This window comes from Colwellia sp. BRX10-3 (assembly GCF_014077505.1).
In the GTDB taxonomy this organism is placed as follows: domain Bacteria; phylum Pseudomonadota; class Gammaproteobacteria; order Enterobacterales; family Alteromonadaceae; genus Cognaticolwellia.
This window is the reverse complement of the sequence record NZ_JACGWA010000001.1, coordinates 710890-737321: the sequence shown is the minus strand read 5'-3', so window position 1 is coordinate 737321 and position 26432 is coordinate 710890. Positions and strand designations below refer to the sequence as shown.

The following is a 26432-nucleotide window of genomic DNA, read 5'->3' as shown; positions in this document are numbered from 1 at the left end:
ATGTTCCTTAAAACAGTGTAAACTTTAGACATTACTGGGGGCTTTGGCCCCCTTTGTTAGTTTTTTTAATTAAGAATTTTTTGGAGGCATTTATGGCCATAGCCGCAAACAAACGCTCTGTTATGACTTTATATTCGCATGCAGATGATATGTATAGTCATCAAACCCGCATTGTGTTGGCAGAGAAGGGTGTCGGTGTAGACATCCATTTGGTTGACTTAGCCAATTTACCAGAGGATTTACTTGATTTAAATCCTTATGGCACAGTGCCTACGTTAATTGACCGCGAATTAGCGCTTTATGAAGCGTCAATTATTATCGAATACTTAGATGAACGTTTTCCTCATCCACCACTTATGCCGGTTTACCCTGTATCTCGTGGTCGTAGCCGTTTAATGATGCATCGTATTGAGCAAGACTGGTACAGCCTAGCTAAAACTATCTACAATGGACCAGCCGATGCAGCAGCAAAAGCGCGTCAAGAATTGAAAGAAAGTTTGTTAAGTGTTGCCCCTATTTTGAATGAAGCACCTTACTTTATGAGTGAAGAGTTTAGTTTGGTTGATTGTTACTTAGCTCCTCTATTGTGGCGCTTACCTGTTATGGGTATTGAGCTAGATGGTCAAGGTTCAAAAGAACTAAAATCTTACATGTTACGCGTATTTGAACGTGAGTCATTCCAAGCGTCATTAACTGAGTCTGAGCGTGAATTACGCTTTGGCGCACCGGTTTAAAGACCTAATTCATGACAAGCGAAATGACATCAAGTAAGCCTTATATTGTTAAGGCTTTTTATGACTGGATTTCTGATAATGGTTTAACACCCTACATTGTTGTTGATGTAAATGTTTATGGTGTTATGGTGCCAATGTCTTATGTTAACGACGGTCAAATCGTCTTGAACGTTTCTCCATCAGCGGTGGGTAGCATCGTAATGGGTGAAGAAACAATTGAACTTAGTGCTCGTTTTGGTGGCAAGCTTGAACATATGAGCGTGCCTTATGGTGCTGTTGGTGCTATTTATGCGAAAGAAAATGGTGCTGGCACATCGTTAGCGATTGAACATCCATCGTCAGACGATATTGCTGAAGTGCCTGAGCAACCAAGCGTAAAAATGTCTTCGGTAAAAGCCGTTGACAGTAAAGCAGATACTAAAGTGTCAGATAAAAAGCAAAGTACTAAAGCATCAAAATCGAAAAAGCCTAGCCTGTCTGTTGTTAAGAAATAAACAGGACTCAGCAGGATTAAGCTGAGTAAGTTTAGTTAGAAAAACGATGTTGTGATAAAAAAAGGTAAGCATAATGCTTACCTTTTTTATTGTCTGAATAATAGTAGATTACTGTTAAATACAGATGTTCTCCTATTCGTTGTCGAGATTATAGCTTTGAGAAACAACGATCTGCAGCGGCTAAAGTGAATTCAATTTCGGCATCACCATGAGCGGTTGACACAAAGCCTGCTTCAAACGCTGAAGGTGCAAGATACACGCCTTCGTCCAACATCAAATGAAAGAAACGTTTGAATTTCTCGCCATCACACGCGGTCGCCTGAGCAAAACAAGTAATATTTTCTTCTTCAGTAAAGAAGAAACCAAACATAGCGCCAACATAATTAATTGCTAATGATACACCGTTGCGCTCTGCAGCAGCTTTTAAACCCATGGCTAGCTTTTCTGTGGCATCACTTAGTTGTTGGTGCTTATTACCCTTACAAAGTTCATTTAAAGACGCTAAACCTGCTGCCATAGCAATAGGGTTACCTGATAATGTTCCAGCTTGATAAACTGGACCTACCGGCGCAATGTAGTCCATTATTTCTTTTTTACCGCCAAAAGCACCTACTGGCATTCCGCCACCAATAACTTTCCCTAAAGCGGTTAAGTCAGGCACGATATTATAATGTGCTTGTGCACCGCCTAAAGCGACGCGAAAGCCAGTCATTACCTCATCAAAAATCAATACACTTTTATACTGATCACAAATGGCGCGCAACCCTTCCAAGAAACCTTCTACTGGAGGAATACAGTTCATGTTGCCAGCAACAGGTTCAACAATAATACAAGCGATTTCATCGCCGAGTTCAGCGAAAATTTGTTTTACTTCTTCAAGGTTGTTAAAGCTAACTGTTAAAGTATGCTTGGCAACATCAGCCGGAATTCCCGGAGAGCTTGGCACGCCCATGGTTAGCATGCCTGACCCGGCTTTTACTAATAAAGAGTCGGCATGACCGTGATAACAACCTTCAAACTTTAATATTTTGTCCCGACCGGTAAAGCCGCGCGCTAGTCGAATAGCGCTCATAGTGGCTTCAGTACCAGAACTGACCATACGTAATCTTTCCATTGAAGGTACAATTTCACGCACTTTTTCAGCCATGGTTATTTCAAGTTCAGTTGGCGCACCAAAGCTAAGGCCGTTTTGTGCCGTTTCAATAACGGCTGCAAGAATTGCTGGATGGTTGTGACCTAAAATCATTGGTCCCCATGAACCGACATAATCAACATATTTTTTATCTTCAGCGTCAAAGATATAAGCGCCTTGGGCCTTCTTGATAAATAAGGGGGTGCCACCCACGCCATTAAAAGCACGGACGGGGGAGTTTACGCCACCAGGAATAACGGCTTGGGCTTCATTAAATAATTGCTGTGAATTTTTAGTCATAATCTACTACTCGTTGTTAGCGTACCTGCTGATGAGGTTAAAATTAGTATTTGTTGGTGTGCCAGGTGACGGGCTTTTCATAATGACTTAGCCTGCTTTCAACTCCTAAACTTAGGGCAAATAAAGCCATACGTACCAGAACGCCATTTTGGGCTTGGCGGAATATGGCTAGATTATCTAAGTCATTTAAATCAATATCTAGTTCATTCGCTTCAGCACGAGAATCGCGCGGTAACGGGTGCATTATTACAGTGTGTTCGTGGCAATATTGCTGATAGATTTTCCGATTCAAACTAAAGTGACCACGATATAAATCGGCTTCATCTTTACTGGCAAAACGCTCTTGTTGAATGCGGGTTTGATAAATAACATCGCAGGCTAGATTACCTTCAATTTGATCTGTTATTACGACTTGGTGCCCAGCATTGGTTAAGGTAGCAACCACGCTATCAGGCATTTGTAATGCCTTAGGAGCAATCATAGTGACTTTTATATTGTTATATAAGCTGATCAATTTTGATAAAGAATGTACTGTTCTGCCATGTTTTAGGTCGCCCATTAACACAATATTTAAGCCATCTAGGCCCATATCGTAGCGCGCCATTTCTGACTGAATGGTAAATAAGTCGAGTAACGCCTGTGTCGGGTGTTCATTAGCACCATCACCGCCGTTAATTACTGGCACACTGCTACCTTTGGCAAAATCTGCAACTGAATGCATAGTCGGGTGGCGCATAGCTATGACATCCGAATACCCACTGATCACGCGTGCGGTATCAAATAACGACTCGCCTTTTGACAATGACGAGTTTTCTTGGCCAACCGTTTCTCTGACAAAACCACCTAATAGATTAAAGGCGGTACCAAAGCTGACGCGTGTACGGGTGCTGGGCTCAAAGAACAAATTACTTAATATTGCTCCATCGAGTACATGACAGCGTTTTTTTCGCATGGCGTAGGGCGCCATTAACGTTGAAATCTCTAAAATACGGGAAATACTCTCTCTATCGAACTGCGATACAGATAAGATATGGTTCCCTTCAAATTTCATCATAGATAATACCTACATTATAAAAATAATTACCGAGGCGAGTGTTTGCTACTTGCTACTTGATAATTGTATTTTCATTATATTAAATAGTGGGTTGTTGCTTTTTAAGCAACAGCGAAAATTTGCTGCGAAATATAGCACAAAAGTTGAATGCTGAGAATGTATTATCTGATTTGAATTAAGGATATTAACGCATTTTCAAACAAGATATTAAAAAGGTTTGACGTAGGCTAATATAACAATGATAAACAATACGATGACTGGTACTTCGTTAAAAATTCTATAAAATTTTCCAGAACGAGTGTTTTTGTCAGCGGCAAATGTTTTGACCAATTTAAAGCAATAGCCATGGTAAATCAGCAATAAAACCACTAGCATTATTTTTATATGCAGCCATTTAGCGGCAACAAACCATGGATAACCATATTGATAAATAATGGCAATACCAAGTAAAACGGTCAAAATGGCAAAAGGTGTAACAAAATAAAGTAAGCGTCGCTCCATACCCTTGAGGTGTTGGTGCACAAGAGGTTCAGTTGATTCTGCATGATTTACAAAAATGCGCGGTAAATAAAAAATACCAGCAAACCAGGCCACCATAAAAATAACATGGAATGCTTTAAGCCATAAAATGGTAGCCATTAATAGGTCTTTCCTTTTAATAAATAAGAGCGAATATAGTCAAATGATATTATTCCCATAATTTCATCTGGATTATCTTGATGAATATAAACCCCACCCGTTCTGGTTTTAACTAACAATAAATAAGCTTCGGCAAGTGTTGATTGGCTAGAAAGTGGCAACAGCGTATGCTTTTCTATTGTAGGTTCATCGTCAATGTTGGCCAAACTTTGCTGATAAAAAATAAATTGTGTCTGTTCATCAACCGTTATTTTACAAATAAGATTATCAAGTGGCGCTAAATTTGATAATGCCGTTGCAATAGTTTCATCATCTGGTTGCTGTAATAGCGTGATATTTTCATCCATTACGCCAATCACCCCGATACGCTGTAAGGACTTTTCTATTGGTGGTCGACGGTAGGGCAAGCCTTGAACTTCCAGCTGCATAATAAAAATTGAACGATTACCAAAAAATTGACCAGAGAAAACACATGCACTGGTGATAACTATCATGGCTGGGACAATAATTTCTATTTGGTTAGACATTTCAACTACACAAAGCAGGGCAGCTAAAGGAGCATTAAGTGTGGCGGCCATAAAACCTGCCATGCCCATCAACGCAAAGTCACTAGCAGAAATATCTCCAGTCATAAAGTAAGTTGCGATAACTGAGCCGCATGTTCCTGCGATGGCACCAATACCGAGTATAGGGCCAATAATACCACCCGGTATTCCTAGTCCAAGCGCAAAAATGGTCATCAGCACTTTTGCGACTAATAAGCCAAGCAATAGTTGGAGCTCTAGATTGTTTTGCAAAGAAAAATTAATGGCGCTTAAGTCGGTGCCCATAGCATAAGGTACGGCATAACCAAGAGCGCCGGTAATAAAAGCAGCGGTAAGTATTCGCGGCACAATATGAAAGCGAGCACTATGTTTGATCACTAATATTAGATAGCGATTAAACACAAAAGCGATAACACCCAACACAAGCCCTAGTAGAGCCAAAGCAAGATAATGGTCAGTGTTCAAAGTAATGGCGGTAAAATAGCCAAACTCATGAGTGGGGCCAAAAATTGTGCTCGTGGTCATCGATCCAACAATAGCAGCTATCATTACCGGTATAAAAATATGTACTTTATACTCTCTTAATATAACTTCCATCACAAATAATACCGCGGCTACAGGGGTATTAAAACAAGCCGCAATACCTGCCGCAATACCGCAAGCACTTAAACTACGAATAGCGTTATAAGGTAAATTTAATTTGTTACCAATATAACTGCTACATGCAGCACCTAAATGCACCGCTGGGCCTTCTCTACCAACGGAAAAGCCCGCGATAAGTGCGATTGCACTACCGATGAATTGATTGACGGTGTTTCGAAATGGCATAACGCCATTGGCAATTTTTAAGCGATGTAAAACAAAAGGAATACCACTGCGGATATACTTATAACCGGTAAGCCAGGCGAAGAAGAGAATGGCAACAGCGCCAATTATTGGTAATTGGAAACGACTTAAAGGGGTTAAGCTGTTATAGTCTTCTTTTTCGCTCAGAAAAAATGACTGAACGCCTTCAATGGCAAAAATGAATAGTACAACCAGCATCGCCGATGCAAAACCACCAATAGCAGCTAATAAACATAGTTGCCATGATGTTTGGGGTAGAGCAAGGCGCTTTTTTAGCTGAATTATTGTCTTCATATTAAGTTATTTTTATTGGGCATATTGACAGACACTGCGGATATCATAATACTTTTCAAATGAATTGGTTAGCAAAAATAAATTTCAGTACTGTAGTAACGCGCTTAGGAACATTTAGTTCGGCGATTTTACTCTTGGTCATTGTTGTCATTTTATTATTCTGTGGCTATCGCTTGGGTAATTTTTATCACGGCTATCAAACGCAGACCTTATCACAACAACAAACACGCTTAGACTTTATCTATAAGCAATTGGTTGAAAAGACCCAGCGCATAAATACGCTTGAAGTTGAGCTTGAAGTTGAACGTATGGCGAATATACGTAGCCAACAAACTTTAAAATCAATTGAACAAGAGCACTTCCAAGTTAAAAAAGAACTCGCTTTTTATGAAAAGGTCATGGCACCAGAGAAGCAAGCGAATGGTTTAGTCATTGACGGATTGAATTTAACAAAGTCAGAAAGCGCTGCACATTACCGTTTTCAAGTTGTTTTGGTGCAACAGTTATTGCGCAAACGTTACGCAAAAGGTTATATCGAACTTTCAATTGCTGGTAGCTTGAACAATAAGCCAACTAGTATTGCCTTATCTGAACTATCAACAGCTACTAAAAAAGATTTATCGTTTAGTTTTCAGTACTTTCAAATTATTAGTGGTGAATTAACACTACCAGAAAATTTTGTTCCTGAAACCATTAATGTTGCTGCAATACTGCCAAAAAGTAAGTGGCAAAAATACAATCGTATCGACCATAGTTATCCGTGGCTAAAAAGTATTGAGAATATTACACAGAGTCCACCATAATACTTGACTAAAACAGTCAAGTTTAAGATAATTGCCCTAGTTCATCCGTTTTAAGTTGAGTTTTATGTCAAATCCTGAATTACCTATTAAATTTTCCGACGCTGCAGCTACCAAAGTATTGTCTTTGATCACGGAAGAAGAAAACCCAGACTTGAAATTACGTGTATACGTTACAGGTGGCGGTTGCTCTGGCTTCCAGTATGGCTTTACCTTTGATGAAAAAGTTAATGACGGTGATATGACGATAGTCAAAAAAGGCGTTACTATGGTGATTGACCCAATGAGTTTGCAGTATTTAGTTGACGGTGAAGTTGATTATACTGAAGGCTTGGAAGGCAGTCGTTTCTTAGTAAATAACCCAAATGCGAGTACAACTTGTGGTTGTGGATCTTCTTTTTCGATTTAATCTACATCGTTAGTAAATGAAAGCCGACTTGATGTCGGCTTTTTTGATCGCTCCAGCTGATTAAAAAAAGTTTATAAAAGTAATTACTAGCGGGTATAGGAAGAAATTGTCGCTTAAACGCTAGCAATATTATTGTTGCGCTTTTAACGGGCACTATATCTTTACAGTTACTCAGTATTTGTTATTAGTGATATTAACTGACTGAGGGGAAATTATTGCAAGTTAATTACCTTTTATAGATACTTAACCACAATGGCAAAATGAATGAAAATAATCGATTTAAGGAAAAACATGATCACCAGAACTAAAATTATTGCGGGTACCTGCATAGCAGCTCTGCTAAGTGTTTGTAGTTTTATTGTTTCAGCACAACAATTAAACACCGAGCAACAAGCGCAATTAAACGCGTTGAAAAACACGGCATTGCAATCAGATTTATCCTACCAATTAATTGAGTCATTAACCACAGAAGTGGGTCATCGTTTGATGGGCTCGCAAGGTGATAAAAAATCAATTGTTTGGGCAGTTAACAAAATGAAAGCCCTAGACTTTGATAAAGTATGGACTGAAGAAGTCACGGGTAGCTATTGGTTACGTGGCAAGGCAGAAGCAAAAATTGTTGCGCCTTATCCCCATGATGTCGTAGTTTTAGCCCTGGGTGGAAGCATAGGTACAGCAAAAGAAGGTTTAACGGCTAACATTGCTCACTTTGAAACGTTTGCAGATTTAAAAGCAGCACCAGATGATAGTCTTAATGGCAAAATAGCCTTTGTGTCTTATCAAATGGAACGTCATATTGATGGTGAAGGATATGGACCTGCAGTAGGCACGCGAGTGGGTGGCGCAGTTGTTGCTGCTCAAAAAGGCGCTTCAGCACTTGTGATGCGTTCAGTAGGCACAGACAATAATCGCACAGCTCACACTGGTGTAATGCGATACAAAGATGACGTGCGTAAAATACCAGCCGCCGCCTTATCTAACCCTGATGCTGATTTATTAGTTAATCAACTCAAGCGTGGCAAAGACGTTAGTATGTATCTTAATATGACCGCTAAAACTAACGCTGAAGTTGTGGCTAAGTCGGCCAATGTTATTGGTGAATTTACCGGAAGTGAATTTCCAGAAGAAATTGTCGCTTTAGGTGCTCATTTAGATAGCTGGGATGTTGGCACAGGTGCTTTAGATGATGGTTTAGGTATTGGCATGGTGATGGCTGCGGCGCACCACATTGGGCAATTACCTAAACGTCCAAAACGCACCATTCGCGTTATTCTATTTGCTGCTGAAGAAGTAGGTTTATTGGGCGCGAAGCAATACGTTAAAGATCATAAAAATGATATGGCTAAACACGTTATTGGTGCTGAGTGGGATTTCGGCATAGGGCGCATATATAAAATGACCTCAGGTGTTGGCGCGCAATCGCTAAATGCAGTTCGTGAATTAGCGCAATATTTGGCCCCAATGGGTGTTGCACTTGCACCAGAGAACAATGCTAAAGGGCAATCAGATATGAGTGCATTAAGTGACGCTGGCATGCCAAGCATTGACTTTGCACCTGATGGCTCTAATTACTTTGACTATCACCATACTGAAAATGATACTTTAGACAAAGTTGAACCAGAAGCACTAAAAGTAAATACGGCCATTTACACTATGTATGCCTACTTTGCAGCACAAGCGATGGTAGACTTTAGAAAGTAAAAAGTAGAATAGTTAAAGCAATGGATTAGTTTATTGAGCAAATTAATGTTTCAGTAAATTAATCCAGTTTGTAATATTACCATGGTAAATTGTAGCGCTTTATGCTCAATTTAATTAAGTTTAAATGGTGATATTTTCATTGAATACACTGGCAATTGAATGCATTGCTAGCTTAGCGTTTTTATCACTTATCAGCCTTCCTGCAATAAAAACTCGATAATGCGATTGTGGTCGACATCAAAGTCTTTAGCTTTACCCCTAGAATAATAAAATCGGCTTCCTTAGCTAAATCAATATTTTTAGCCATGGTATATCGATGATATTTTATATTATAAAAACAACGTACTTTTGGATTAATAGGGTCGTCTTGATTGCGGCTTTCAACTTTTGCTAAGCGATTTCTATTAAGCTCAATCAATGTGCCGACAGGGTATAGTCCTAAACATTTAATAAATAAATCTACTAGCCTAGGCATGAGTTTGTCATCAAGCGCTAAGCCTTTTAATATACTAAATGCTCTAATTGGGCTGAAATTTATTTTGACTTAAAAGCTATTTTTATAGTTTAAATACCATGCCATTACTGGCCTTTTTATTAACATAGAGGTTTTTGTCGGCAGTTTTTAATAATTCGTCCATAGTTTCTTCGCCGCTGCTTGCCGCGGCACCACAGCTAATACTTATTGGCAAACGAATATTTTGATAAGGCATAGGATTATTATTAAAAAATTGACATAAACGGTCACTAGCTTGTTCCGCCTCCAATAGGGTTTGGCTGGCAAGTACCACCACAAACTCGTCACCGGCGTAGCGAAAACATTTATCATTTTCGCGAACTAATTCTTGTAGTTGAGTCGCGACATAAGTTAGTACCTTGTCACCGCAGTCATGGCCATAGGTATCATTTATGGCTTTAAATTTATTGCAATCGATAAACAGAACTGAAAAAGGTACACCGTAGCGGCGTTGGCGAATAAGCTCCTCACCAATACAAACTTCCATCAGACGTCGGTTAGCTACACCCGTTAAACGATCATAGTGCGCCATATATTGAAGCTGTTCTCGAATTAATACATTCGATAAGCAAAGGCTAACCTTGACCGCGAGTTGTTCTAAATGAAAAGTGCCTAAATCCTGATGAAATCTAGCAGAGGCTTTATCGGTAAATAATAAGCTACCAAATAATTTACCTTCTAATGATAAAGGCGTTAACGCAGCTGATTTTGCACCCGTGAGTAATGATTTGGGCACGATGTTATCCAACTGCTTAAGCTGATTGGTTAACATAGGTTTTTTGTCTACGTGCAACAGCGCTAATTTTTCAGCAGAAATTTGCGTAGTATTTTTTTGATGCCAATTAGATTGTAAATTACCATTAATTAAATAGCTTAAAGGCGTAGGTTCGGCAAGTAATAACGAAATGCCAGACAATTGAAACTTAGTTTGAATTAGCCCAAGTAAACGCTGCAGCAGTTCCTCACTTGATTGACAAGCCAGTACTTCTGTTTCAATTTCGAATAATTTACGGGCAATGCTTTCGTTTACTTTTGAATTTTCAATTAACTGATGAATTTGCGACATTTAACACGCCTTGACTACTCAGATTTTACTATTGTTATATTTTATTCTGTAGAGTGCAAGCTAAGAAAACCTATGCAACAATTTGACTAACGCTGAAGATATTAGCTTTCATTGGTATTATATTTGCTTAAAGTTAATCATGTTGAATGATTAAAAGTAATTTGGCTGCATGTGTCAATAAATTACTATGCGCAATTTGCTAAGTTATTTATGGTACCTGTCGATATAAACAATGACGTCACTAGAATTACATCCAAGTGCAAAGAGGCATTATGCAAAAACTACTCATCGCTATCTTATTTACAATAACCTATGTTATTAGCGCTTCTGCTGCTGAATTGACCGCTGTACAAATTTATAGTGATAACGTATTACTTGATTTAATAAAAGAAAACAAGCACTTAAGTCAAGTGGTTATTGATGATTGTCAGTTGGTGCAGGATATTGAAGCACGGGCGGTAAAATCTAAGATGCCTTCATATGAGTTTCTTTGGGGCGATATGCTTGCCTATGGTGTTTGTGTGAAAAAAGATGTGGCTTTAGGTTTACATTATATGCAAGCGTCAGCCGATCAGGGTTTATCAGAAGCTTTAGAGCAAATGGGTCGTTATTATCATGTTGGAAAATTTGTTCAAGTCGATATAAACCAAGCCATTATTTTTCTAAAAGAGTCGGCAGCATTGCATAACTTAAAAGCACAGCTTAGGTTAGCCGATATGTATTTAGCTGGTCATGGTAGCCCATTGGACTTCCCTCAGTTATACATGCAATTGCATCAATCAGTTACTGATGATAAAAAAGAGCATAAAATTATCGCTCAGCATTTAGCAAAACTAGCGCAAAAAATGCCCGAACGAGTAGTTAATGCCGCCATTAGCGGAAAGTATTAACCGCCTCAGTTGACAAATAGTTACAAAGCTTAGCTTTGTTAAGGTTTTCGGTTTTTATCTTGCTTATTGAATACCTATATCACTTAAATATACCCAAGCCTGCATATTGAAGTGGCTTGGGTATATAGCTAATCTGCGATATACTTAAAAAAAAACCATTATTGAATAAATGTGACCGAAAAAGACCCACACAAACAGCGCGAAGCTGACAAATATGACAAGCCAGTAGCGAGTCGTGAAATGCTATTGTCGCTAATCGAAAAATCAAACATCCCACCCACCTTTAAATCCCTTGTTAATCAATTGCAATACACTGATGACGATATGATAGTGGGCATGAAGCATCGTTTGCGCGCCATGGAAAATAGCGGACAAATTGTTTTTAATAAATTTAAGCAATATGCCATAGCAAACCGTAGTGATGTCTTAACGGGTAAAGTTATTGGTCATCGTGATGGTTTTGGCTTTTTCTCTCCAGATAATGGCGATAAAGATTTTTATATTTCTTCTTATGAAATGAAACGTGTTATCCATGGCGATATTGCAGAAGCAATATTATTGGATCGCACAGACCGCAAAGGTCGTAAAGAAGTAAAAATACTCGATGTTATAAAGCCACGCACCGCTGGTGTTGTTGGTCGTTTTTATGTCGATCATCATATCGCCTGTGTTGTGCCAGATGATGCCCGCATTCAACAAGAAATTGTCATTCAACCAGATAAAAAATTAGGCGCTCGCCATGGCGAAGTCGTGGTAGTTAACATTATTCAAAGGCCAACAAAGCGTTCAAATGCGGTTGGTGAAGTAGTTGAAGTACTCGGTGAGCATATGGCGCCCGGTATGGAAATCGAAATTGCCTTGCGTGAGCATGATCTTCCCAATCAATTTTCGTCAGAAGTTATTGCCGAAGTTAGCGGTATTGCTGATGAAGTTGAAGAGTCTGCAAAAGCACCTAGAGTTGATCTTCGAGATTTACCCTTAGTTACCATTGATGGTGAAGATGCACGAGATTTTGATGATGCGGTTTATTGTAAACCTAATCCCGATGGTGGTTGGACGTTATGGGTGGCAATAGCTGATGTTAGTTACTATGTGCGTGATAAAACCGCATTAGATGAAGAAGCAATCTCTCGTGGTAATTCAGTTTATTTTCCTAGTCAAGTTATTCCCATGTTACCGGAAAAGCTTTCCAATGGGCTGTGTTCATTAAATCCAGATGTTGACAGACTGTGTATGGTTTGTGAAATGAGTATTAGCGCATCGGGAGAACTCTCTGAGGCTAAATTTTATCCAGCGGTAATGCGCTCTAAAGCGCGTTTTACGTACAGTAAAGTGGCGACTATTTTAGGCGTAAATCCTGAGCAAAAAGACGAAGACTTCCGTGCAGAATTACGCACACAATATCAAGCACTGATACCTGATTTAGAAAACTTAAATGCCATGTATCACGTGTTAAGCGCCGCTCGAACAAAACGCGGTGCCATTGCCTTTGAAACGACTGAGTCGCAGTTTCTTTTTAACAGCGACAGAAAAATAGAATCTATCGTGGCAATGGTGCGTAACGACGCACATAAAATCATTGAAGAATGTATGATTTTAGCCAACGTCGCCACGGCAGAGTTTATTGAAAAACATAAAAAGCCCGGTTTATTCCGTGTACATGATAAGCCTAGCGAAGATAAATATAATAATTTTATCAGCTACGTCAACGAGCTTGGGCTTGACTTATCTTCTATGGGTGAGCGTAAAGCACAACCTGAGCCGAAAGACTATTGCCATATTTTAGAAAAAATTGCTGGCCGTCCTGATCAAGAGCTTATTCAAACCATGCTATTGCGTTCAATGCGCCAAGCGGTTTATCAAAGCGACAACATTGGTCACTTTGGTTTAGCATTACCATCATATAGCCATTTTACTTCGCCAATACGTCGTTACCCCGATTTAGTGGTGCATCGTGTTATTAAAGCGATTTTAAATGAGCAAGCTAAAGATCAAGCCAATGCTGGCGCGCATAGCTATACACCTGAAGCGGTAATAGAACTTGGCGAACATTGTTCTATGACTGAACGTCGTGCTGACGATGCCACGCGTGATGTCTCAGATTGGCTGAAATGTGAATATATGCAAGATCATGTTGGTGATACATTTACGGGTGTCATATCAACCGTGACCAACTTTGGTTTATTTGTGCGTTTAGCCGACTTACACATCGAAGGTTTAGTGCATATAACCTCGTTAGGTCATGACTATTATCACTTTGATGATGTACGCATGTGTTTAACAGGTGAAAATACCGGCGCTAAGTATCACATTGGCGATACGGTAGAAGTACAAGTGGCCGCCGTTAATCTTGACGAGAAAAAAATTGATTTAGCATTGGCCGGTGCAAATGCCGTTATAAAACGTGCTAAACCACAGGCAAAAAGCAAAAGCTCAGATAAACATAAACGCGGTAAGCGTAGCGCTGGAAAGTCAGCCTCACAAGACGCAAAAGCTAGTTTTGATGAAAAAGCTAAGCCAAGTAAAAAGCCTGTTAAAACTGCCGAAAAAGCTAGCGATAAAACGACCACTAAAGCGAAAAAGCGCAAGGCAAGAAAAAAACGCCCGGGTAAAAATGCCCGAAAAACAGATGATTAACTAATAAAGCTTTAGTTGGCTGTTGTGCTAAAAATACAATGCAAACTTACTTTTAAAGTGATTGATTAAATGAGAAAGAAATAAAACTTCTCACAAAGTAAAAGCTTAACTGGCTGACGATTAATAGATTTAGGATGAAGGTATCACAGTCCTAATGTCTCATAATTAACTGATTTAATAGAGAAAGAAAATAATTTTATGGCAAAGCAAGAAGAATTAGTATTTGGTATCCACGCAGTAAAAGCCCTGATTGAGCACGCACCTGAAAGATTTATCGAATTGTGGCTATTGAAAGGTCGTGAAGACGACCGTTTAATGCCAATTATTAACTTAGCGCAACAATACGGTATCCCTGCACAAATGGCGAGCCGCAAAGTATTGGATGATAAAAGTGAAGGTGATCAGCATCAAGGTGTTGTGGCTCGAGTTAAACCTGGTAAGGTTTTCACTGAAGCCGATTTAGAAGATATTCTTGCTGAAGCCGAACGTAAAAAACAAGCGCCATTTTTATTGATATTAGATGGTGTTACTGACCCGCATAACTTAGGAGCATGTCTGCGTAACGCCGATGCTGCCGGTGTGCAAGCGATTATAGTGCCCAAAGATAACGCTGCTCGTTTAACCGCAACCGTGCGTAAAGTTGCTGTTGGCGCCGCCGAAAGTGTGCCATTAGTGCAAGTAACCAATTTATCAAGAACCATGAAAGCCTTGCAACAAATGGGCGTATGGATTATTGGTACGGCGGGAGAAACAGATACTTGTCTTTACGATGTAAAATTAGCTGGCCCAATGGCATTGGTAATGGGCGCTGAAGGAAAAGGTATGCGCCGTTTAACACGCGAAAATTGCGACCAATTAGTTAAATTACCTATGGCTGGTAGTGTTTCAAGTTTAAACGTATCTGTGGCAACCGGTATCTGTTTATTTGAAATCGTACGCCAACGGCTAGTGGTTTAACTAACCGTTATATATATCTGCAGCTGAATTTGTCTTCATTTGGAGAATTCAGCTGAAACTTATCTTATATATGTATTTTCAAATACAGTCTTTAATTGTTCTTAGTTAATGGATAAGCCACTCAACCATCGAAATTCAGCGGATTTTAGCCTATTCAGATGAGTGCCAAAACCCTGCTAAGTGAATGAATACTAAGTTTAAAATTGAACAAATAAACTATATGAAGCATCTTCTTGCCTTTTTTGCTTATTTTCCCTACAATACGCGTCCTTAATTCAGCCTGAACTTTTGTTCCTTGCCTCAACTGGTGTTGGCTGAGCCAGACAATGAGGCTACAACCGTAAGGAGCTCGTAATGCGTCATTACGAAATCGTATTTATGGTTCACCCTGATCAGAGTGAACAAGTACCAGCTATGATTCAGCGTTACAGTGACATCGTCACTAATGCTGAAGGCAAAATCCACCGTCTTGAAGACTGGGGCCGTCGCCAATTAGCTTACCCAATCAATAAATTGCACAAAGCACACTATGTTTTAATTAACATTGAAGCGCCACAAGCAGCTATTGATGAATTAGAAACTTCTTTCCGTTATAACGATGTTGTTATACGTAACATGATCATGCGCACTAAAGACGCGGTTACTGAAGCTTCAGCTATGGCTGTTGCTAAAGAAGACCGTCGTGATGAGCGTCGCGAAGTGAAGAAAGAGGTTACTGACGCACCAGCTACTGAAGCATCAGATGTTGAAGCACCAGTTGCTGAAGCACCTAAAGCAGAAGAAGCTGCGAGCGAAGAATAAGTAACCTGTGACCAACTCTCTGTCTATGACTTCTTATGAATAGTAGCCAAGAGAATTGCTTAGTATTGACCGGACATGTGGTAAAACCACCTAAAACGTCAACTAGCCCAGCGGGTATTCAGCACTGTCAGTTTTCAATGGACCACAAGTCCATACAAAATGAAGCAGGCATGAACAGGCAAGCGTTTGTTCGGATACAAGTTGTTGCAACCGGCAAAGTGTCACAACACTTAACTCGTGATTTAATTGAAGGCTGTAATGTTAGAGTGACTGGTTTTATAAACCGTCATGAATCTAGAAACGGAAATCCGCTTTTAGTGTTACATGCCCAACAAATTGAAATGATTTAATTTAGGCTATACATATTTAACGGTGATTTTCACCTGAATAAAGTAAGCCATATTAGGAGAAATCCATGTCTCGTTTTTTTAGACGTCGTAAGTTCTGCCGTTTTTCGGCAGAAGGTGCTGTTGCAATCGATTATAAAGATACAGCTGTACTAAGAAACTATATCACTGAAAGTGGTAAAATTGTTCCTAGCCGTATTACTGGTACAAGTGCTAAATATCAACGTCAACTTGGTCGTGCGATCAAGCGTGCTCGTTACTTAGCATTATTACCATATACTGATTTACATAAGTAACCTAATAAGGGGTTTTGAAAATGGAAGTAATACTTCTTGATAAAATCGCCAAATTAGGCGGCCTTGGTGACAAGGTAACAGTTAAATCTGGTTACGCTCGTAACTTTTTACTACCAAAAGGCAAAGCTGTTTTTGCCTCTAAAGCAAACGTTGAGCATTTTGAAGCTCGTCGCGCTGACTTAGAGAAAAAATTAGCTGAGCAACTTAGTGCTTCTGAAGCACGTGCTGCTAAATTAACTGAATTAGCTGAAATCACTATCGCTTCTAAAGCGGGTGATGAAGGTAAATTATTCGGTTCAATTGGTACACGTGATATTGCTGATGCAATTACTGAAGCTGGTGTTGAAGTTGTTAAAGCTGAAGTACGTTTACCTTTAGGTAGCATTCGTGAAACAGGTGAATTCGATATCGTAATTCACGTGCACAACGATGTAGATGCAACAATTAAAGTTGTTGTTATTGCTCAAGCTTAATTGCTGCTAGTAATCGTGTAATGAAAAACCTGAATTCGTCATGAATTCAGGTTTTTTTATGCTCAAAATAATTGCTTCTATCAATTTGTTAAATTGGGAATAACCTTATTTAAAAGGATGAATTGCTGGAATAGCATTTATTTAAGCGCTTATTTCGGCCAGTAAAGTTAAGAATTGAGTTTATTTGCCGATAATAGAGTACCTATGTGTAATTAAAAATATATTAATGTATTTATCAACTACAATAGGCTTAATCTGAACGTTATATTTAACAGATCATCAAAGCGCTGTTATCAGTCTAATATAACGATTTACTCAGCGATGGAGTGCTCATGTTGTCGAAGGCTAAACTAATAGAAAGAATCAAGCTAAAAACGCTGTTTATTATGATGACAGTGCTTTATATCTTGGTTTGTATTTTTTCGGTGATAGCAGTTTATCAAGCGCAGAATACTCAGCACCAAGAGTTAGAATCATTAACACTCAATGAGCAACAACTAAATAACTATGCCATTACTACGGCTCTATCTAACGCCCAATTTGGTCGGTTAGTGTTAGAGAAAGAAAACGGCGCACGTCAATTAGCAATTGCGAACAGTCGTTGGTATTTAAGTTTTCAGCAGCCAATTTATCTTGTTTTTACCTCACCATTACTACTTTGTTTTACATTTATATTACTTGTTACAGGCTTGGTGCTGCGCAAAATATTACAACAACAATTAGCAATAATTCTTAAACCTTTACAACAATTGGAAAATTGGGCGAATCTCACGATAATTCAAGGCTTCGCTAATGAAGTTATTATTGACAAATCGTCGCAAGAAACCAGCGTTATTACTTCGGCCATTCATCAATTACAGCAACAAATAAGTGATAATGTTGCGAGTGATACAGCCTGGGATCAAAGTATTCGCTCCAGCGCCTTGCTTGATCAAGAAACTCGCATTGGTAACCGGGCATTTTTCGATAATAGGTTGCAAGCATTTCTTAAAGAGGAAGATGCCCAAGGTGCGGTACTTTTGATCCAATTTAAAGAAATAGAACTGATACAAAATTTATATGGCTACCAGCAAGCGATGTCACTTTTATTAACGCTTATTCAAGTCACTAAGCAAAGGTTACAGGGGCAACCAAGCTATTTTCTTGCGCGGCATAGTGATTATGAACTATCAGTATTACTACCCAGTGTCTTTATTCAGGAAGTTGAGAAACTAGCAGATCGATTAATAAAAAATTTACAAACTGTCGTGACCCCTATAGGTATTAATCAAGAAGAGTTTGTTCATATTGGCATCAGTTATTTTGGTTATGACCAAGTGCCTTATCAAATAATGTCAGAAGCTGATATGGCGTTGCGCTCAGCACAGCTGCAAGGTCCATCTCAATGGTTTATGTTTGAAGCTGGCGAGTTAGAAGAAGTTAAAGCGAAAGGGTCTTTAAAGTGGCGAACTTTTCTTAATGCAGCAATCAATGGTAATGGTTTCGTTATTTTTTTTCAGCCTGTTATCGCAAGCGATAGTGCTAAGGTTTTACATCATGAAGTGTTGTCTAAGGTCAGAGATAAAAATGGCGCTTTGATCAGTGCACGTGTTTTCTTTCCCATGGCAAAAAAATGTGGACTCACGGTGCCAATAGATCTACTCATCCTCGAGCAGGTTTGTCGTGTGTTAGCTTATGAAAAAGACCAACAAGACCATTGTAGTATTAATATTTCTATCGACTCGCTGTTGTCAAAAGGCTTTACTGACAAGTTTTTATCCGTAGCACGTGGTTTTCCTAAAGTAAAAGACAAGCTAATGATTGAAATTAGCGAATATCAGTTGGTTAACCATTTAGCTGAATTGCAGCCAGCGATAGCGGCTTTAAGTTGTGCCGGGGTAAAAATTATTGCTGATAAGGTGGGTCAGTACGTAGTTAGCGCAAACTATATTAATGTATGCCCAATATATGCGATGAAATTACACCGTAGTATTGTAATTGATATAGATAAAAAATCAGAAAACCAAGTGTTTATCCAAAGCTTGAAAACCTTAGCTGCGGCCAAAAATGTTCCGGTTTATGCTTTAGGTGTTGAAAAACAAGCCGAATGGCGTACTTTACTTCAATTGGGTGTCAAAGGTGGCCAAGGACACTTTTTTACTGAACCGGTGGCACAGGTAGCGAAGGCCATTCATCTTGATTAAGTAAACCTCGTTCAAACATTCCCGCTAAACCTTGCAGGCCACCCGTATGCAAAAGCACAATACGATGATGAGCTGGAAAATAACCAGACTCTATCAGTTCGAGGAGTGCTAAAATCATTTTTCCTGAATAAACTGGCTCAAAACCAATACCGACGATGTCACTAAAGTTACGTATTTTTTCTGCATCTTGCGGACTAAACTTGGCGTAACCACCTCGATGAAATTCATGCGCTATGCGCCAATTATGCGCATTTTTACTTCTGCTGGGTAATAAGGCCTTTACTTCATTTTCTAGGTAATCTTGTTGTTTTAGTACTGCAATTCCCAGTAAATTATGCTGCGATTTATCGCCGACAATAAGGCCTGCTAGCGTACCGCCACTCCCTACCGGTGTTATTAACGTATCAAACTCGCTTTGTTGGTTTAGTTCATTAATAACTTCAGCTACACCAGTTAACGCTAATGAATTACTGCCACCTTCAGGGATAATAAGGTGGTCAGGGTATTGTTGCTGTAATTGTTGTAAATAATGTTCATCATGGCGCAGGCGATAGCTTTTTCGGTCAACAAAAGATAGCTGCATGCCCCAATTTTTTGCCCAGGCTAAGGTGTAATTATCTTGATGATTATCTTCCCCTCGGATAATACCAATAACGGGCAACTGCTGCTGTTGGCAGGCAAACGCACAAGCATGAATATGATTTGAAAAACAACCGCCAAATGTAATAACGCCTTTAGCACCAATGGATTTTGCATGTAGTAAGTTGTATTTAAGTTTACGCCATTTATTTCCAGAAATAATGCCATCAATTTGATCGTCACGCTTAACTTGCACAGTTAATTTATGTTGAGTAAAAATAGGGTGTGTAATTGGCTGTAAAACTGATAAAGGAGGCATAAGTTTTGTAACTCAAAATAATGAAGTAATTAAAACACTTGCGCCGAAAATAGAATCAGCGATAATGGCTTTACGGTTGTAGATGAATAGATTAATAATATCGCTTAATGTCAATTATTACACGTATCAGAAATGTTTTCTCAAAAGTAAAATCCACTGATTTAGTCGGTGTATCTTTACGACAGCAATCCATTAGTTATTTTGCAAAAAAAACTAATGGAAATAAAAGTGATGTTGTTGATAATAAAGGCAATTCAACTTCAAAGGCACTGAAGGTTTTTTTAAAAGCTCAGTCGCTATCAGGGCAATGTCATTTGGTATTAGCGCACGCCCATACGCAAATTGTGCAGGTTGAAAAACCTAACGTGCCGGCCGCGGAAATGAATGCTGCTTTGAAGTGGCAGATAAAAGACTTAGTGAGTATTGCACCTGAGAATATGATTTTGGATTATTTTGATGGTCCAACTTTAGCTGGGGGGCATGAAAAAATTAACGTTGTTTGTGTTGCTAAAAATGATTTGATTGATCTAGTCACCACATTCACCGATGAACAGTTAAATATTAGCAGTATAACCATTGAAGAGTTTGCATTTGCAAGCTTATTACCATTGCAACAAGACGCAGTGTTACTGGTTTGCCAGCAGCCTAATGAAGAAATCAACCTTTTAATTATTAAAAATGGTCAATTGTTTTTTAGTCGACGTTTGCGTGGCTTTGCACAAATAGCAAATAAGACTGAAGATGAATTAAGCATGGGTGTTATTGACGCCTTAAGTTTAGAAATTCAACGTTCTACCGATTATTTTGAACGACAATTAAAACAAGCGCCAATCAAAGCGATTGAAATTTTACTACCTGTTGAAAAAGAAGCATTCTTAGCCCGTAAGTTGGCGGAGAACACCAATGTAGAGGTTAAGTTATTTACCATGCCTACTACGCTAGAAAGTTTACGAGGTAGTGCGGTGGCTATTGGCGCCACGCAGTTAAATTTTATGGAGCCAAACTAAAATGGCTAAACATTCAATCAACCTATTACAGGCTGACCTGCTGCCGGCACAAGCGCTATGGACACTTAATCGAGTTGTCACACTTTGGGTAACTGCTCTGGTTGTTATGCTTGCGTTAATTTTTATTGTTCAACTGCAAGTCAATAACTTAAATGCGGAATTTGCAACAATAAACTCGCTAAACAATGCTCAGGTATCAAAATTAGCAAAGTTAGAATCAGCCATTAGCAATAATCGCCAAGACACTAAATTGCTTACAGAGCTAAATACTATTAAGTTAGTTATTGCTAATAAAGAATATTTACATGAACAATTAACTGACCCAACAAAAACTTATAGTGCTGGTTTTTCTAGTGCAATGGCAGAATTAGCCGAATTACACGATAAAAACATTAGTTTGCAAAAAGTGAAGATTGGTAATGGTAATATGACATTCTCGGGCATAGCACGTACACCTGATGCCGTACCTAATTGGTTGTCTGGTTTCGAATCATCAACATTTCTTTCTGGTAAGCGATTTATTAATTTCTCTTTAACTGAAAATGAACAAAAATTAACTGAGTTTGTTGTTAGCTCTGCACCAAGTAAAGGAGAGTAGCACTATGACACAGTGGTCAACATACAGTGAAAAATTCAATAATACGACACCGCGAGAGCAATATTTGATTATTGCTTCGGGCCTAGTGGCGATAGTGTTTATTTTGTATAGTTTATTTATGGATGAATCGATTCAACGCATTGAAACGTTGAATAAGCAAGTTTTACAAACTCAGCAAAGTAATGCGAATATGCAGAGTTCTATTCAAGTGTTAGAGCAGGCATTGCGCGAAGATCCTAACATTGCCTTGCAGAAAGAGTTATTACAATATCAAGCTAAACTTGGCGGTATTGATGAGAAATTGCTCGCGTTAACCTCAGATTTAATTGACCCCATTCAAATGCGCTACGCCTTGATCAAGTTATTAAAATTGCAAAAGGGCGTTAAGTTACTTTCATTTGAAGTACTTCCCGCAAGCCCGGTATCTGATGACAAAGTGCAAACAGCAGCTAAAAATGACAATAAAAAAGATGAAATAGCAACTGTGCGGGTAGATGCAACGCAAGCGCATACTAAGCAATTACATTTATATCGTCATGGCATTAAAATTAAGCTGCAAGGACAATACTTTCAATTAAAAGATTATTTAACACAATTAGAGAGTTTATCTTGGAAGTTTTTCTGGCAAGAGTTTGATTATCAATTAAAAGCGTATCCGTTAAGCGAGCTAGAAATTGAAATCTATAGTTTAAGCACGTCTAAGGAGTTTATTGGTGTATAAAATCATCCTCGTTTTATTTGTGCTATTTATGTCCCAATATGTAAACAGCCAACAAGTTGATCCAACTAGGCCTTTTGGCGCAGTTGCATCAGTCAATAGCAGTGAAAAGAGAGCAGCTTTAGTTTTGCAGTCAATTATCGAAAGTAATAATAAAAGAAAAGCGATTATTAATGGCCAAGTACTTAATGTTGGCGACAAATATAAAGGCTTTGATTTGATTGCAATCAATGTAAATGGGGTGGTGTTAGATTCACCACAGGGTAGAATGGAATTATCATTATTTTCAGGTGTAATAGCGAACTCAAAATGAATAAAATAATTAAAAATAAAAAACACCAAATGAAATTATTATGCTGCTCAGCGGTAATCGTACTCGTGGGCTGTCAATCAGCACCTAAGCCACCAACCGATGTAACACAAGCGTTAGATGAAGCGATTGCACAATCGAATAAGCCAGCAGCACCTAAGCCGTTACAAGCTTTACCAAACTCTGTTCGCCAAGAGCTTATGCAAAAAGAAATTCAGCAAGCACGCCATGGTTTATTGGCAGAAAAACGCTTAGAAATTGCCGCCAGTGGTGTTGCAGCTGATCAGTTTTTCGCAGCTATTGTTGATGATTCATCATACAGTATCGCCGTTCATCCTGATGTTACAGGCACGATCACGTTAAATTTAAAAAATGTTACGTTAGATGAAACACTTGACGTAATTGAATCACTCTACGGTTACGATATTCGTCGTGAAGGGCGTGTCATTCAAGTCTATCCTGCGGGCATTCGCACTGAAACTATTCCGTTAGACTATTTGTATGTTAAACGCAGTGGTATTTCTAGCACTAGTATTAACTCTGGTGGCGTTTCTGAAAACGACCCTAATAGCAGTAATTCAAGTGGCAACAGCGGCAACAATAATAATGGCGGCAATAGCGGTGGCAACAATAATAATCAAAACGGTAATGGCAATCAGAGTAGTAGCAGTGGTGTAAATATTTATACCGAAAATGAATCTGACTTCTGGACTGAATTAAAAGAAACTTTAAGTGCATTAGTTGGTGATGAAGGTGGGCGCTCTGTTATTGTGTCACCACAAGCTGGCTTAGTTACAATTAAAGCACTGCCTGCTGAAATCGCCGCTGTTAAACGTTTTATTGAAAGTACTGAAGAGCACTTGCGTCGCCAGGTTATTATTGAAGCAAAAATAATGGAAGTCACTTTAAATGATGACTACCAACAAGGTGTAAAGTGGGACCAAGTATTAGGCCATATTCAAAGCACAGATATTGGCTTTTCAACGACGGGCAATATTGCGGGTAATGCTATTTCATCTGCCATTGGTGGTGTAACTAGCTTAAGCTTCTTGAATAAAGATTTTAGTGGTGTAATTGATTTATTATCCACGCAGGGTAATGTGCAGGTGCTTTCTAGCCCAAGAATTACTGCGACAAATAATCAAAAAGCGATCATCAAAGTTGGTGAAGATGAATATTTTGTTACTGATGTTTCCAGTACAACCACAACGGGTACGTCAACTACGACTACACCAGAAATTGACCTAACACCTTTTTTCTCCGGTATTGCTCTTGATGTAACGCCGCAAATTGATGCTGATGGCGAAGTTATTTTGCATATTCACCCATCGGTGACAATTACCGCCGAGCAAACGAAAACTATCCGATTAAGTGATCAAGATATTGTATTACCGTTAGCACAAAGCAGCGTGCGTGAATCTGATACTATTATTCGCGCTAAGTCAGGTGAAATTGTTGTGATTGGCGGACTAATTGAAACACGCAAAGTTGATATAGAATCTAAAACGCCTTTCTTCGGCGATATCCCAATTATGGGCGCATTATTTAAAAGTAAAAGTGAATCAGTTCAAAAGAAAGAGTTGGTTATTTTACTTAAACCTATTGTTATCGGGCAAGACACTTGGAAGAATCAATTGCAAGATGCACGTGCTTTGTTAAAACAATGGTTTCCAGAAGATGCGGATGCAAACGCCGCTAGTAATTAAGTTAACACATTATGTATTTGATCCACTTTGGCTTAAGGGAATTACCTTTTACTCTGACTCCAAATACTAGTTTTTATTTGGGATTAGAGTCTCATAATGAGGCTCTAGCGGTACTGCTTACAGCGCTAAAAACTGGCGAAGGCTTTATCAAAGTTGTTGGTGAAGTGGGCACAGGTAAAACCTTGATGTGTCGTAAATTATTAAATGAAATTCCTGAGCATTTTGTCACCGCTTATATTCCCAACCCTTATTTAAAACCAGATGAATTACGCCGTGCAGTAGCGGTTGAACTGGGCGCTAAACAGGCACAAAGTATCTCGGCTGAGCTTTTAACTCAACGTATTCAACAACGATTGTTGGAGTTACACGTGAGGGGGCATTCAGTGGTGTTAATACTTGATGAAGCACAAGCGTTGCCCTCGGAAAGTCTTGAGGCGCTGCGATTATTTACCAACCTTGAAACCGAAACTCGCAAATTATTACAAGTGGTTTTATTTGCTCAGCCTGAATTAGATGAAAGGCTAGCTGAAAAAGCATTTCGTCAACTAAAGCAGCGAATTACATTTTCTTATAAATTACGTGCAATGAATGCGCGTGAGGTTGACTATTATATTCAGCATAGATTACAAGTTGCCGGTCATAAGGGGCCAAATTTATTTAGTCGCTCCTTGGCAACAAAAGTGGCTAATGTCAGCGACGGCATTCCGAGGTTGGTTAATATTATTTGCCATAAAATGCTAATGCTCGGCTATGGTGAAGGCAGTTATAAGCTGACTAATAAACATTTAAACAGAGCCATACAAGACACCGAAGGCTTACAACAGAAAGCGCCACGAAAATTTTATTTAATTAGCTTGTTGATTGCTACAGTTTTGGCTGGCTTATACTTTTCAAGCAATATTTTTGGGATGTTGGTATGAGTGTAATAAACCAAATGTTAAAAGATTTAGACAAGCGTCAGAGCGATCAACAAGATGCTGCTAATGTTTCGGTACCTTTGCTAGCAAAAAGCTCAAGCACTAAATCAGTACTAGTGATTGTCGCTATAATTATTGTTTTTAACGTTGTTGGTATACTTGGATGGCAACTTTACAGTGAAAATAAGCAATTAAAATCGCAAGCACAACAAGAAGCGATAACGCTTGAACATAAACAAAAATTAGTAAATGCTCAATCAAATACAGTAGCTGCTTTAAACGCAGAAGCCGCAGTGGAAATACAAACGCTTCCTATTACGTCAACAGTAATAAAACATGTATCTGAAGAGGTTGATGATTTTGCAAAAGTGCCACAATCAGCCACCATAAGAACTAATATCAAAGATGACAATACGGTAACGAGTATTGTTAATAAAACAAGTAAACACAAAAGTTTACCCTCAATAGTGCCAGAAAAGCATGACCCGGTTGTTATTGTCGCACCTGTTGAAGTAACCAAGGCGGTTGTTAATGCTGAACAAGTTAATGAAACTGTTCCCGCTAAATCAAGTTTAACTATTTCCCGCACGCAATTATCACCACAAGCATTGGCAGCAAATAAAATTACTGAAGCTGAGCAAGCAATGGAGCGTAATGATATTGCCAAAGCTGAATCGTTATTTGAGGAAGTACTGCTAGTTATGCCTGAGCATGAAACCGCGCGAAAACAACTTGCGGCGCTGTGGTATGGTAAAAGGTATTATCAAGATGCAGTTAACCTCTTGTCGCAAGGTATTGCCTTAGCACCAAAAGCAGAAGAAATGCGTTTAATGAGTGCTCGAATTTACTACGAACAAGGTCAGGCTAGAGAAGCATATAAGATGTTAAGGCCAGTCAATAATAGCAATAGTAGTGAAATACAAATATTGTTAGCCAATGTCTCTGCAGAATTAAATGAGCATAACAGTGCTATTATTGCTTATAAAAAATTAATAACGCTTGAGCCTGATGTTGGGCGATGGTGGTTAGGCGTGGCGGTTTCATTAGATAGCCTTGGCATGTTTGTGCCAGCAAGAGACGCATATAAACAATCAATTGCACGTAATAATTTATCTACCAGTGCAATGCAATTTGCGCGACAACGCCTGATAGAGTTAGGAGAATAA

General features: G+C 38.9%; 27 protein-coding genes. 20 read left to right on the top strand and 7 right to left on the bottom strand.

Features of this window, described 5'->3' with window-relative positions; genetic code table 11:
- Positions 1-92 precede the first annotated feature (92 nt).
- Positions 93-734: a stringent starvation protein SspA gene (gene sspA / locus H4J38_RS03170; protein WP_182129359.1), complete on the top strand. Its 642-nt coding sequence runs from the start codon at positions 93-95 to the stop codon at positions 732-734.
- An 11-nt stretch (positions 735-745) separates the two neighbouring features.
- A complete protein-coding gene (locus H4J38_RS03165; protein WP_182129357.1) occupies positions 746-1228 on the top strand; it encodes a ClpXP protease specificity-enhancing factor in 483 nt (160 codons plus the stop codon).
- A 148-nt stretch (positions 1229-1376) separates the two neighbouring features.
- On the opposite strand, the gene hemL is transcribed toward H4J38_RS03165, so the two are convergent.
- The 4 genes from hemL to H4J38_RS03145 form a co-directional block, all read right to left on the bottom strand.
- On the bottom strand, positions 1377-2660 hold the full coding sequence (gene hemL / locus H4J38_RS03160) for a glutamate-1-semialdehyde 2,1-aminomutase (RefSeq protein ID WP_182129355.1): 1284 nt from the start codon (positions 2658-2660) through the stop codon (positions 1377-1379).
- Between the two features lie 43 nt (positions 2661-2703).
- Positions 2704-3714, bottom strand: coding sequence for an aspartate carbamoyltransferase (locus tag H4J38_RS03155; protein WP_220465397.1), 1011 nt, complete (start codon positions 3712-3714; stop codon positions 2704-2706).
- 207 nt (positions 3715-3921) lie between these two features.
- Entirely contained in the window at positions 3922-4353 is a 432-nt protein-coding gene (gene hemJ, locus H4J38_RS03150; RefSeq protein WP_182129353.1) for a protoporphyrinogen oxidase HemJ, read from the bottom strand.
- On the bottom strand, positions 4353-6038 hold the full coding sequence (locus H4J38_RS03145; protein ID WP_182129351.1) for a chloride channel protein: 1686 nt from the start codon (positions 6036-6038) through the stop codon (positions 4353-4355). The genes hemJ and H4J38_RS03145 overlap by 1 nt, the downstream gene beginning before the upstream one ends.
- A 59-nt stretch (positions 6039-6097) precedes the next feature.
- Here H4J38_RS03145 and H4J38_RS03140 point away from each other — a divergent pair, with 59 nt between their 5' ends.
- From H4J38_RS03140 to H4J38_RS03130, 3 genes are all read left to right on the top strand, one after another.
- Positions 6098-6841, top strand: a complete 744-nt coding sequence (locus H4J38_RS03140; RefSeq protein WP_182129349.1) for a DUF6776 family protein — start codon at positions 6098-6100, stop codon at positions 6839-6841.
- A gap of 64 nt (positions 6842-6905) precedes the next feature.
- Entirely contained in the window at positions 6906-7247 is a 342-nt protein-coding gene (gene erpA, locus H4J38_RS03135) for an iron-sulfur cluster insertion protein ErpA (protein ID WP_182129347.1), read from the top strand.
- Positions 7248-7511: 264 nt separating this feature from the next.
- Positions 7512-8948, top strand: a complete 1437-nt coding sequence (locus H4J38_RS03130; RefSeq protein ID WP_259365369.1) for a M20/M25/M40 family metallo-hydrolase — start codon at positions 7512-7514, stop codon at positions 8946-8948.
- A 184-nt stretch (positions 8949-9132) separates the two neighbouring features.
- Here the strand turns inward: H4J38_RS03130 and H4J38_RS03125 are convergent, their stop codons facing one another.
- Both H4J38_RS03125 and H4J38_RS03120 read right to left on the bottom strand, forming a co-directional pair.
- Positions 9133-9423 carry a hypothetical protein gene (locus H4J38_RS03125; RefSeq protein WP_182129345.1) on the bottom strand — a complete coding sequence of 97 codons (291 nt, stop codon included), beginning with the start codon at positions 9421-9423 and terminating at the stop codon, positions 9133-9135.
- An 82-nt stretch (positions 9424-9505) separates the two neighbouring features.
- Positions 9506-10528 carry a GGDEF domain-containing protein gene (locus H4J38_RS03120; protein WP_182129343.1) on the bottom strand — a complete coding sequence of 341 codons (1023 nt, stop codon included), beginning with the start codon at positions 10526-10528 and terminating at the stop codon, positions 9506-9508.
- Positions 10529-10800: 272 nt separating this feature from the next.
- Between H4J38_RS03120 and H4J38_RS03115 the strand changes: the two genes are divergently transcribed.
- From H4J38_RS03115 to H4J38_RS03080, 8 genes are all read left to right on the top strand, one after another.
- On the top strand, positions 10801-11418 hold the full coding sequence (locus H4J38_RS03115) for a tetratricopeptide repeat protein (protein ID WP_182129341.1): 618 nt from the start codon (positions 10801-10803) through the stop codon (positions 11416-11418).
- A 171-nt stretch (positions 11419-11589) separates the two neighbouring features.
- Entirely contained in the window at positions 11590-14055 is a 2466-nt protein-coding gene (gene rnr, locus H4J38_RS03110) for a ribonuclease R (protein WP_182129339.1), read from the top strand.
- A 198-nt stretch (positions 14056-14253) separates the two neighbouring features.
- On the top strand, positions 14254-15012 hold the full coding sequence (gene rlmB / locus H4J38_RS03105; RefSeq protein ID WP_182129337.1) for a 23S rRNA (guanosine(2251)-2'-O)-methyltransferase RlmB: 759 nt from the start codon (positions 14254-14256) through the stop codon (positions 15010-15012).
- Positions 15013-15366: 354 nt separating this feature from the next.
- Positions 15367-15813, top strand: a complete 447-nt coding sequence (gene rpsF / locus H4J38_RS03100; RefSeq protein ID WP_126670225.1) for a 30S ribosomal protein S6 — start codon at positions 15367-15369, stop codon at positions 15811-15813.
- Between the two features lie 35 nt (positions 15814-15848).
- Positions 15849-16163: a primosomal replication protein N gene (priB, locus tag H4J38_RS03095; RefSeq protein ID WP_182129335.1), complete on the top strand. Its 315-nt coding sequence runs from the start codon at positions 15849-15851 to the stop codon at positions 16161-16163.
- A gap of 65 nt (positions 16164-16228) precedes the next feature.
- Positions 16229-16456, top strand: coding sequence for a 30S ribosomal protein S18 (gene rpsR, locus H4J38_RS03090; protein WP_182129333.1), 228 nt, complete (start codon positions 16229-16231; stop codon positions 16454-16456).
- 20 nt (positions 16457-16476) lie between these two features.
- Positions 16477-16929: a 50S ribosomal protein L9 gene (rplI, locus tag H4J38_RS03085; protein WP_081150055.1), complete on the top strand. Its 453-nt coding sequence runs from the start codon at positions 16477-16479 to the stop codon at positions 16927-16929.
- A gap of 332 nt (positions 16930-17261) precedes the next feature.
- Entirely contained in the window at positions 17262-19112 is a 1851-nt protein-coding gene (locus tag H4J38_RS03080) for an EAL domain-containing protein (RefSeq protein WP_182129331.1), read from the top strand.
- On the opposite strand, the gene H4J38_RS03075 is transcribed toward H4J38_RS03080, so the two are convergent.
- Entirely contained in the window at positions 19066-20010 is a 945-nt protein-coding gene (locus H4J38_RS03075; protein WP_182129329.1) for a 1-aminocyclopropane-1-carboxylate deaminase/D-cysteine desulfhydrase, read from the bottom strand. The genes H4J38_RS03080 and H4J38_RS03075 overlap by 47 nt on opposite strands.
- Before the next feature lie 107 nt (positions 20011-20117).
- Between H4J38_RS03075 and H4J38_RS03070 the strand changes: the two genes are divergently transcribed.
- Genes H4J38_RS03070 through H4J38_RS03040 form a run of 7 tightly spaced genes read left to right on the top strand, consistent with a single transcriptional unit; the run spans position 20118 to position 26432 of the window.
- The gene (locus tag H4J38_RS03070; protein ID WP_182129327.1) at positions 20118-21017 is read left to right on the top strand and encodes a hypothetical protein; all 900 of its coding nucleotides are present in this window, start codon (positions 20118-20120) and stop codon (positions 21015-21017) included.
- A gap of 1 nt (position 21018) precedes the next feature.
- Positions 21019-21615, top strand: coding sequence for a PilN domain-containing protein (locus H4J38_RS03065; RefSeq protein ID WP_182129325.1), 597 nt, complete (start codon positions 21019-21021; stop codon positions 21613-21615).
- A gap of 4 nt (positions 21616-21619) precedes the next feature.
- Positions 21620-22336 (top strand): type II secretion system protein GspM, encoded by a 717-nt coding sequence (gspM, locus tag H4J38_RS03060; protein ID WP_182129323.1) that lies wholly within the window; start codon positions 21620-21622, stop codon positions 22334-22336.
- 28 nt (positions 22337-22364) lie between these two features.
- Entirely contained in the window at positions 22365-22646 is a 282-nt protein-coding gene (locus H4J38_RS03055; protein WP_220465396.1) for a hypothetical protein, read from the top strand.
- Positions 22643-24349, top strand: coding sequence for a pilus (MSHA type) biogenesis protein MshL (mshL, locus tag H4J38_RS03050; protein ID WP_259365368.1), 1707 nt, complete (start codon positions 22643-22645; stop codon positions 24347-24349). The genes H4J38_RS03055 and mshL overlap by 4 nt, the downstream gene beginning before the upstream one ends.
- A gap of 11 nt (positions 24350-24360) precedes the next feature.
- Positions 24361-25269: an ExeA family protein gene (locus H4J38_RS03045; protein ID WP_182129319.1), complete on the top strand. Its 909-nt coding sequence runs from the start codon at positions 24361-24363 to the stop codon at positions 25267-25269.
- Entirely contained in the window at positions 25266-26432 is a 1167-nt protein-coding gene (locus H4J38_RS03040) for a lipopolysaccharide assembly protein LapB (RefSeq protein ID WP_182129317.1), read from the top strand. Before H4J38_RS03045 ends, H4J38_RS03040 begins: the two co-directional genes overlap by 4 nt.

Bases quoted from the DNA above. Each gene is read 5' to 3' on its own strand.
- sspA (WP_182129359.1), top strand. From the start codon at position 93: ATGGCCATAGCCGCAAACAAACGCTCTGTTATGACTTTATATTCGCAT.
- H4J38_RS03165 (WP_182129357.1), top strand. From the start codon at position 746: ATGACAAGCGAAATGACATCAAGTAAGCCTTATATTGTTAAGGCTTTT.
- hemL (WP_182129355.1), bottom strand. From the start codon at position 2,660: ATGACTAAAAATTCACAGCAATTATTTAATGAAGCCCAAGCCGTTATT.
- H4J38_RS03155 (WP_220465397.1), bottom strand. From the start codon at position 3,714: ATGATGAAATTTGAAGGGAACCATATCTTATCTGTATCGCAGTTCGAT.
- hemJ (WP_182129353.1), bottom strand. From the start codon at position 4,353: ATGGCTACCATTTTATGGCTTAAAGCATTCCATGTTATTTTTATGGTG.
- H4J38_RS03145 (WP_182129351.1), bottom strand. From the start codon at position 6,038: ATGAAGACAATAATTCAGCTAAAAAAGCGCCTTGCTCTACCCCAAACA.
- H4J38_RS03140 (WP_182129349.1), top strand. From the start codon at position 6,098: ATGAATTGGTTAGCAAAAATAAATTTCAGTACTGTAGTAACGCGCTTA.
- erpA (WP_182129347.1), top strand. From the start codon at position 6,906: ATGTCAAATCCTGAATTACCTATTAAATTTTCCGACGCTGCAGCTACC.
- H4J38_RS03130 (WP_259365369.1), top strand. From the start codon at position 7,512: ATGAAAATAATCGATTTAAGGAAAAACATGATCACCAGAACTAAAATT.
- H4J38_RS03125 (WP_182129345.1), bottom strand. From the start codon at position 9,423: ATGCCTAGGCTAGTAGATTTATTTATTAAATGTTTAGGACTATACCCT.
- H4J38_RS03120 (WP_182129343.1), bottom strand. From the start codon at position 10,528: ATGTCGCAAATTCATCAGTTAATTGAAAATTCAAAAGTAAACGAAAGC.
- H4J38_RS03115 (WP_182129341.1), top strand. From the start codon at position 10,801: ATGCAAAAACTACTCATCGCTATCTTATTTACAATAACCTATGTTATT.
- rlmB (WP_182129337.1), top strand. From the start codon at position 14,254: ATGGCAAAGCAAGAAGAATTAGTATTTGGTATCCACGCAGTAAAAGCC.
- rpsF (WP_126670225.1), top strand. From the start codon at position 15,367: ATGCGTCATTACGAAATCGTATTTATGGTTCACCCTGATCAGAGTGAA.
- priB (WP_182129335.1), top strand. From the start codon at position 15,849: ATGAATAGTAGCCAAGAGAATTGCTTAGTATTGACCGGACATGTGGTA.
- rpsR (WP_182129333.1), top strand. From the start codon at position 16,229: ATGTCTCGTTTTTTTAGACGTCGTAAGTTCTGCCGTTTTTCGGCAGAA.
- rplI (WP_081150055.1), top strand. From the start codon at position 16,477: ATGGAAGTAATACTTCTTGATAAAATCGCCAAATTAGGCGGCCTTGGT.
- H4J38_RS03080 (WP_182129331.1), top strand. From the start codon at position 17,262: ATGTTGTCGAAGGCTAAACTAATAGAAAGAATCAAGCTAAAAACGCTG.
- H4J38_RS03075 (WP_182129329.1), bottom strand. From the start codon at position 20,010: ATGCCTCCTTTATCAGTTTTACAGCCAATTACACACCCTATTTTTACT.
- H4J38_RS03070 (WP_182129327.1), top strand. From the start codon at position 20,118: ATGTCAATTATTACACGTATCAGAAATGTTTTCTCAAAAGTAAAATCC.
- H4J38_RS03065 (WP_182129325.1), top strand. From the start codon at position 21,019: ATGGCTAAACATTCAATCAACCTATTACAGGCTGACCTGCTGCCGGCA.
- gspM (WP_182129323.1), top strand. From the start codon at position 21,620: ATGACACAGTGGTCAACATACAGTGAAAAATTCAATAATACGACACCG.
- H4J38_RS03055 (WP_220465396.1), top strand. From the start codon at position 22,365: ATGTCCCAATATGTAAACAGCCAACAAGTTGATCCAACTAGGCCTTTT.
- mshL (WP_259365368.1), top strand. From the start codon at position 22,643: ATGAATAAAATAATTAAAAATAAAAAACACCAAATGAAATTATTATGC.
- H4J38_RS03045 (WP_182129319.1), top strand. From the start codon at position 24,361: ATGTATTTGATCCACTTTGGCTTAAGGGAATTACCTTTTACTCTGACT.
- H4J38_RS03040 (WP_182129317.1), top strand. From the start codon at position 25,266: ATGAGTGTAATAAACCAAATGTTAAAAGATTTAGACAAGCGTCAGAGC.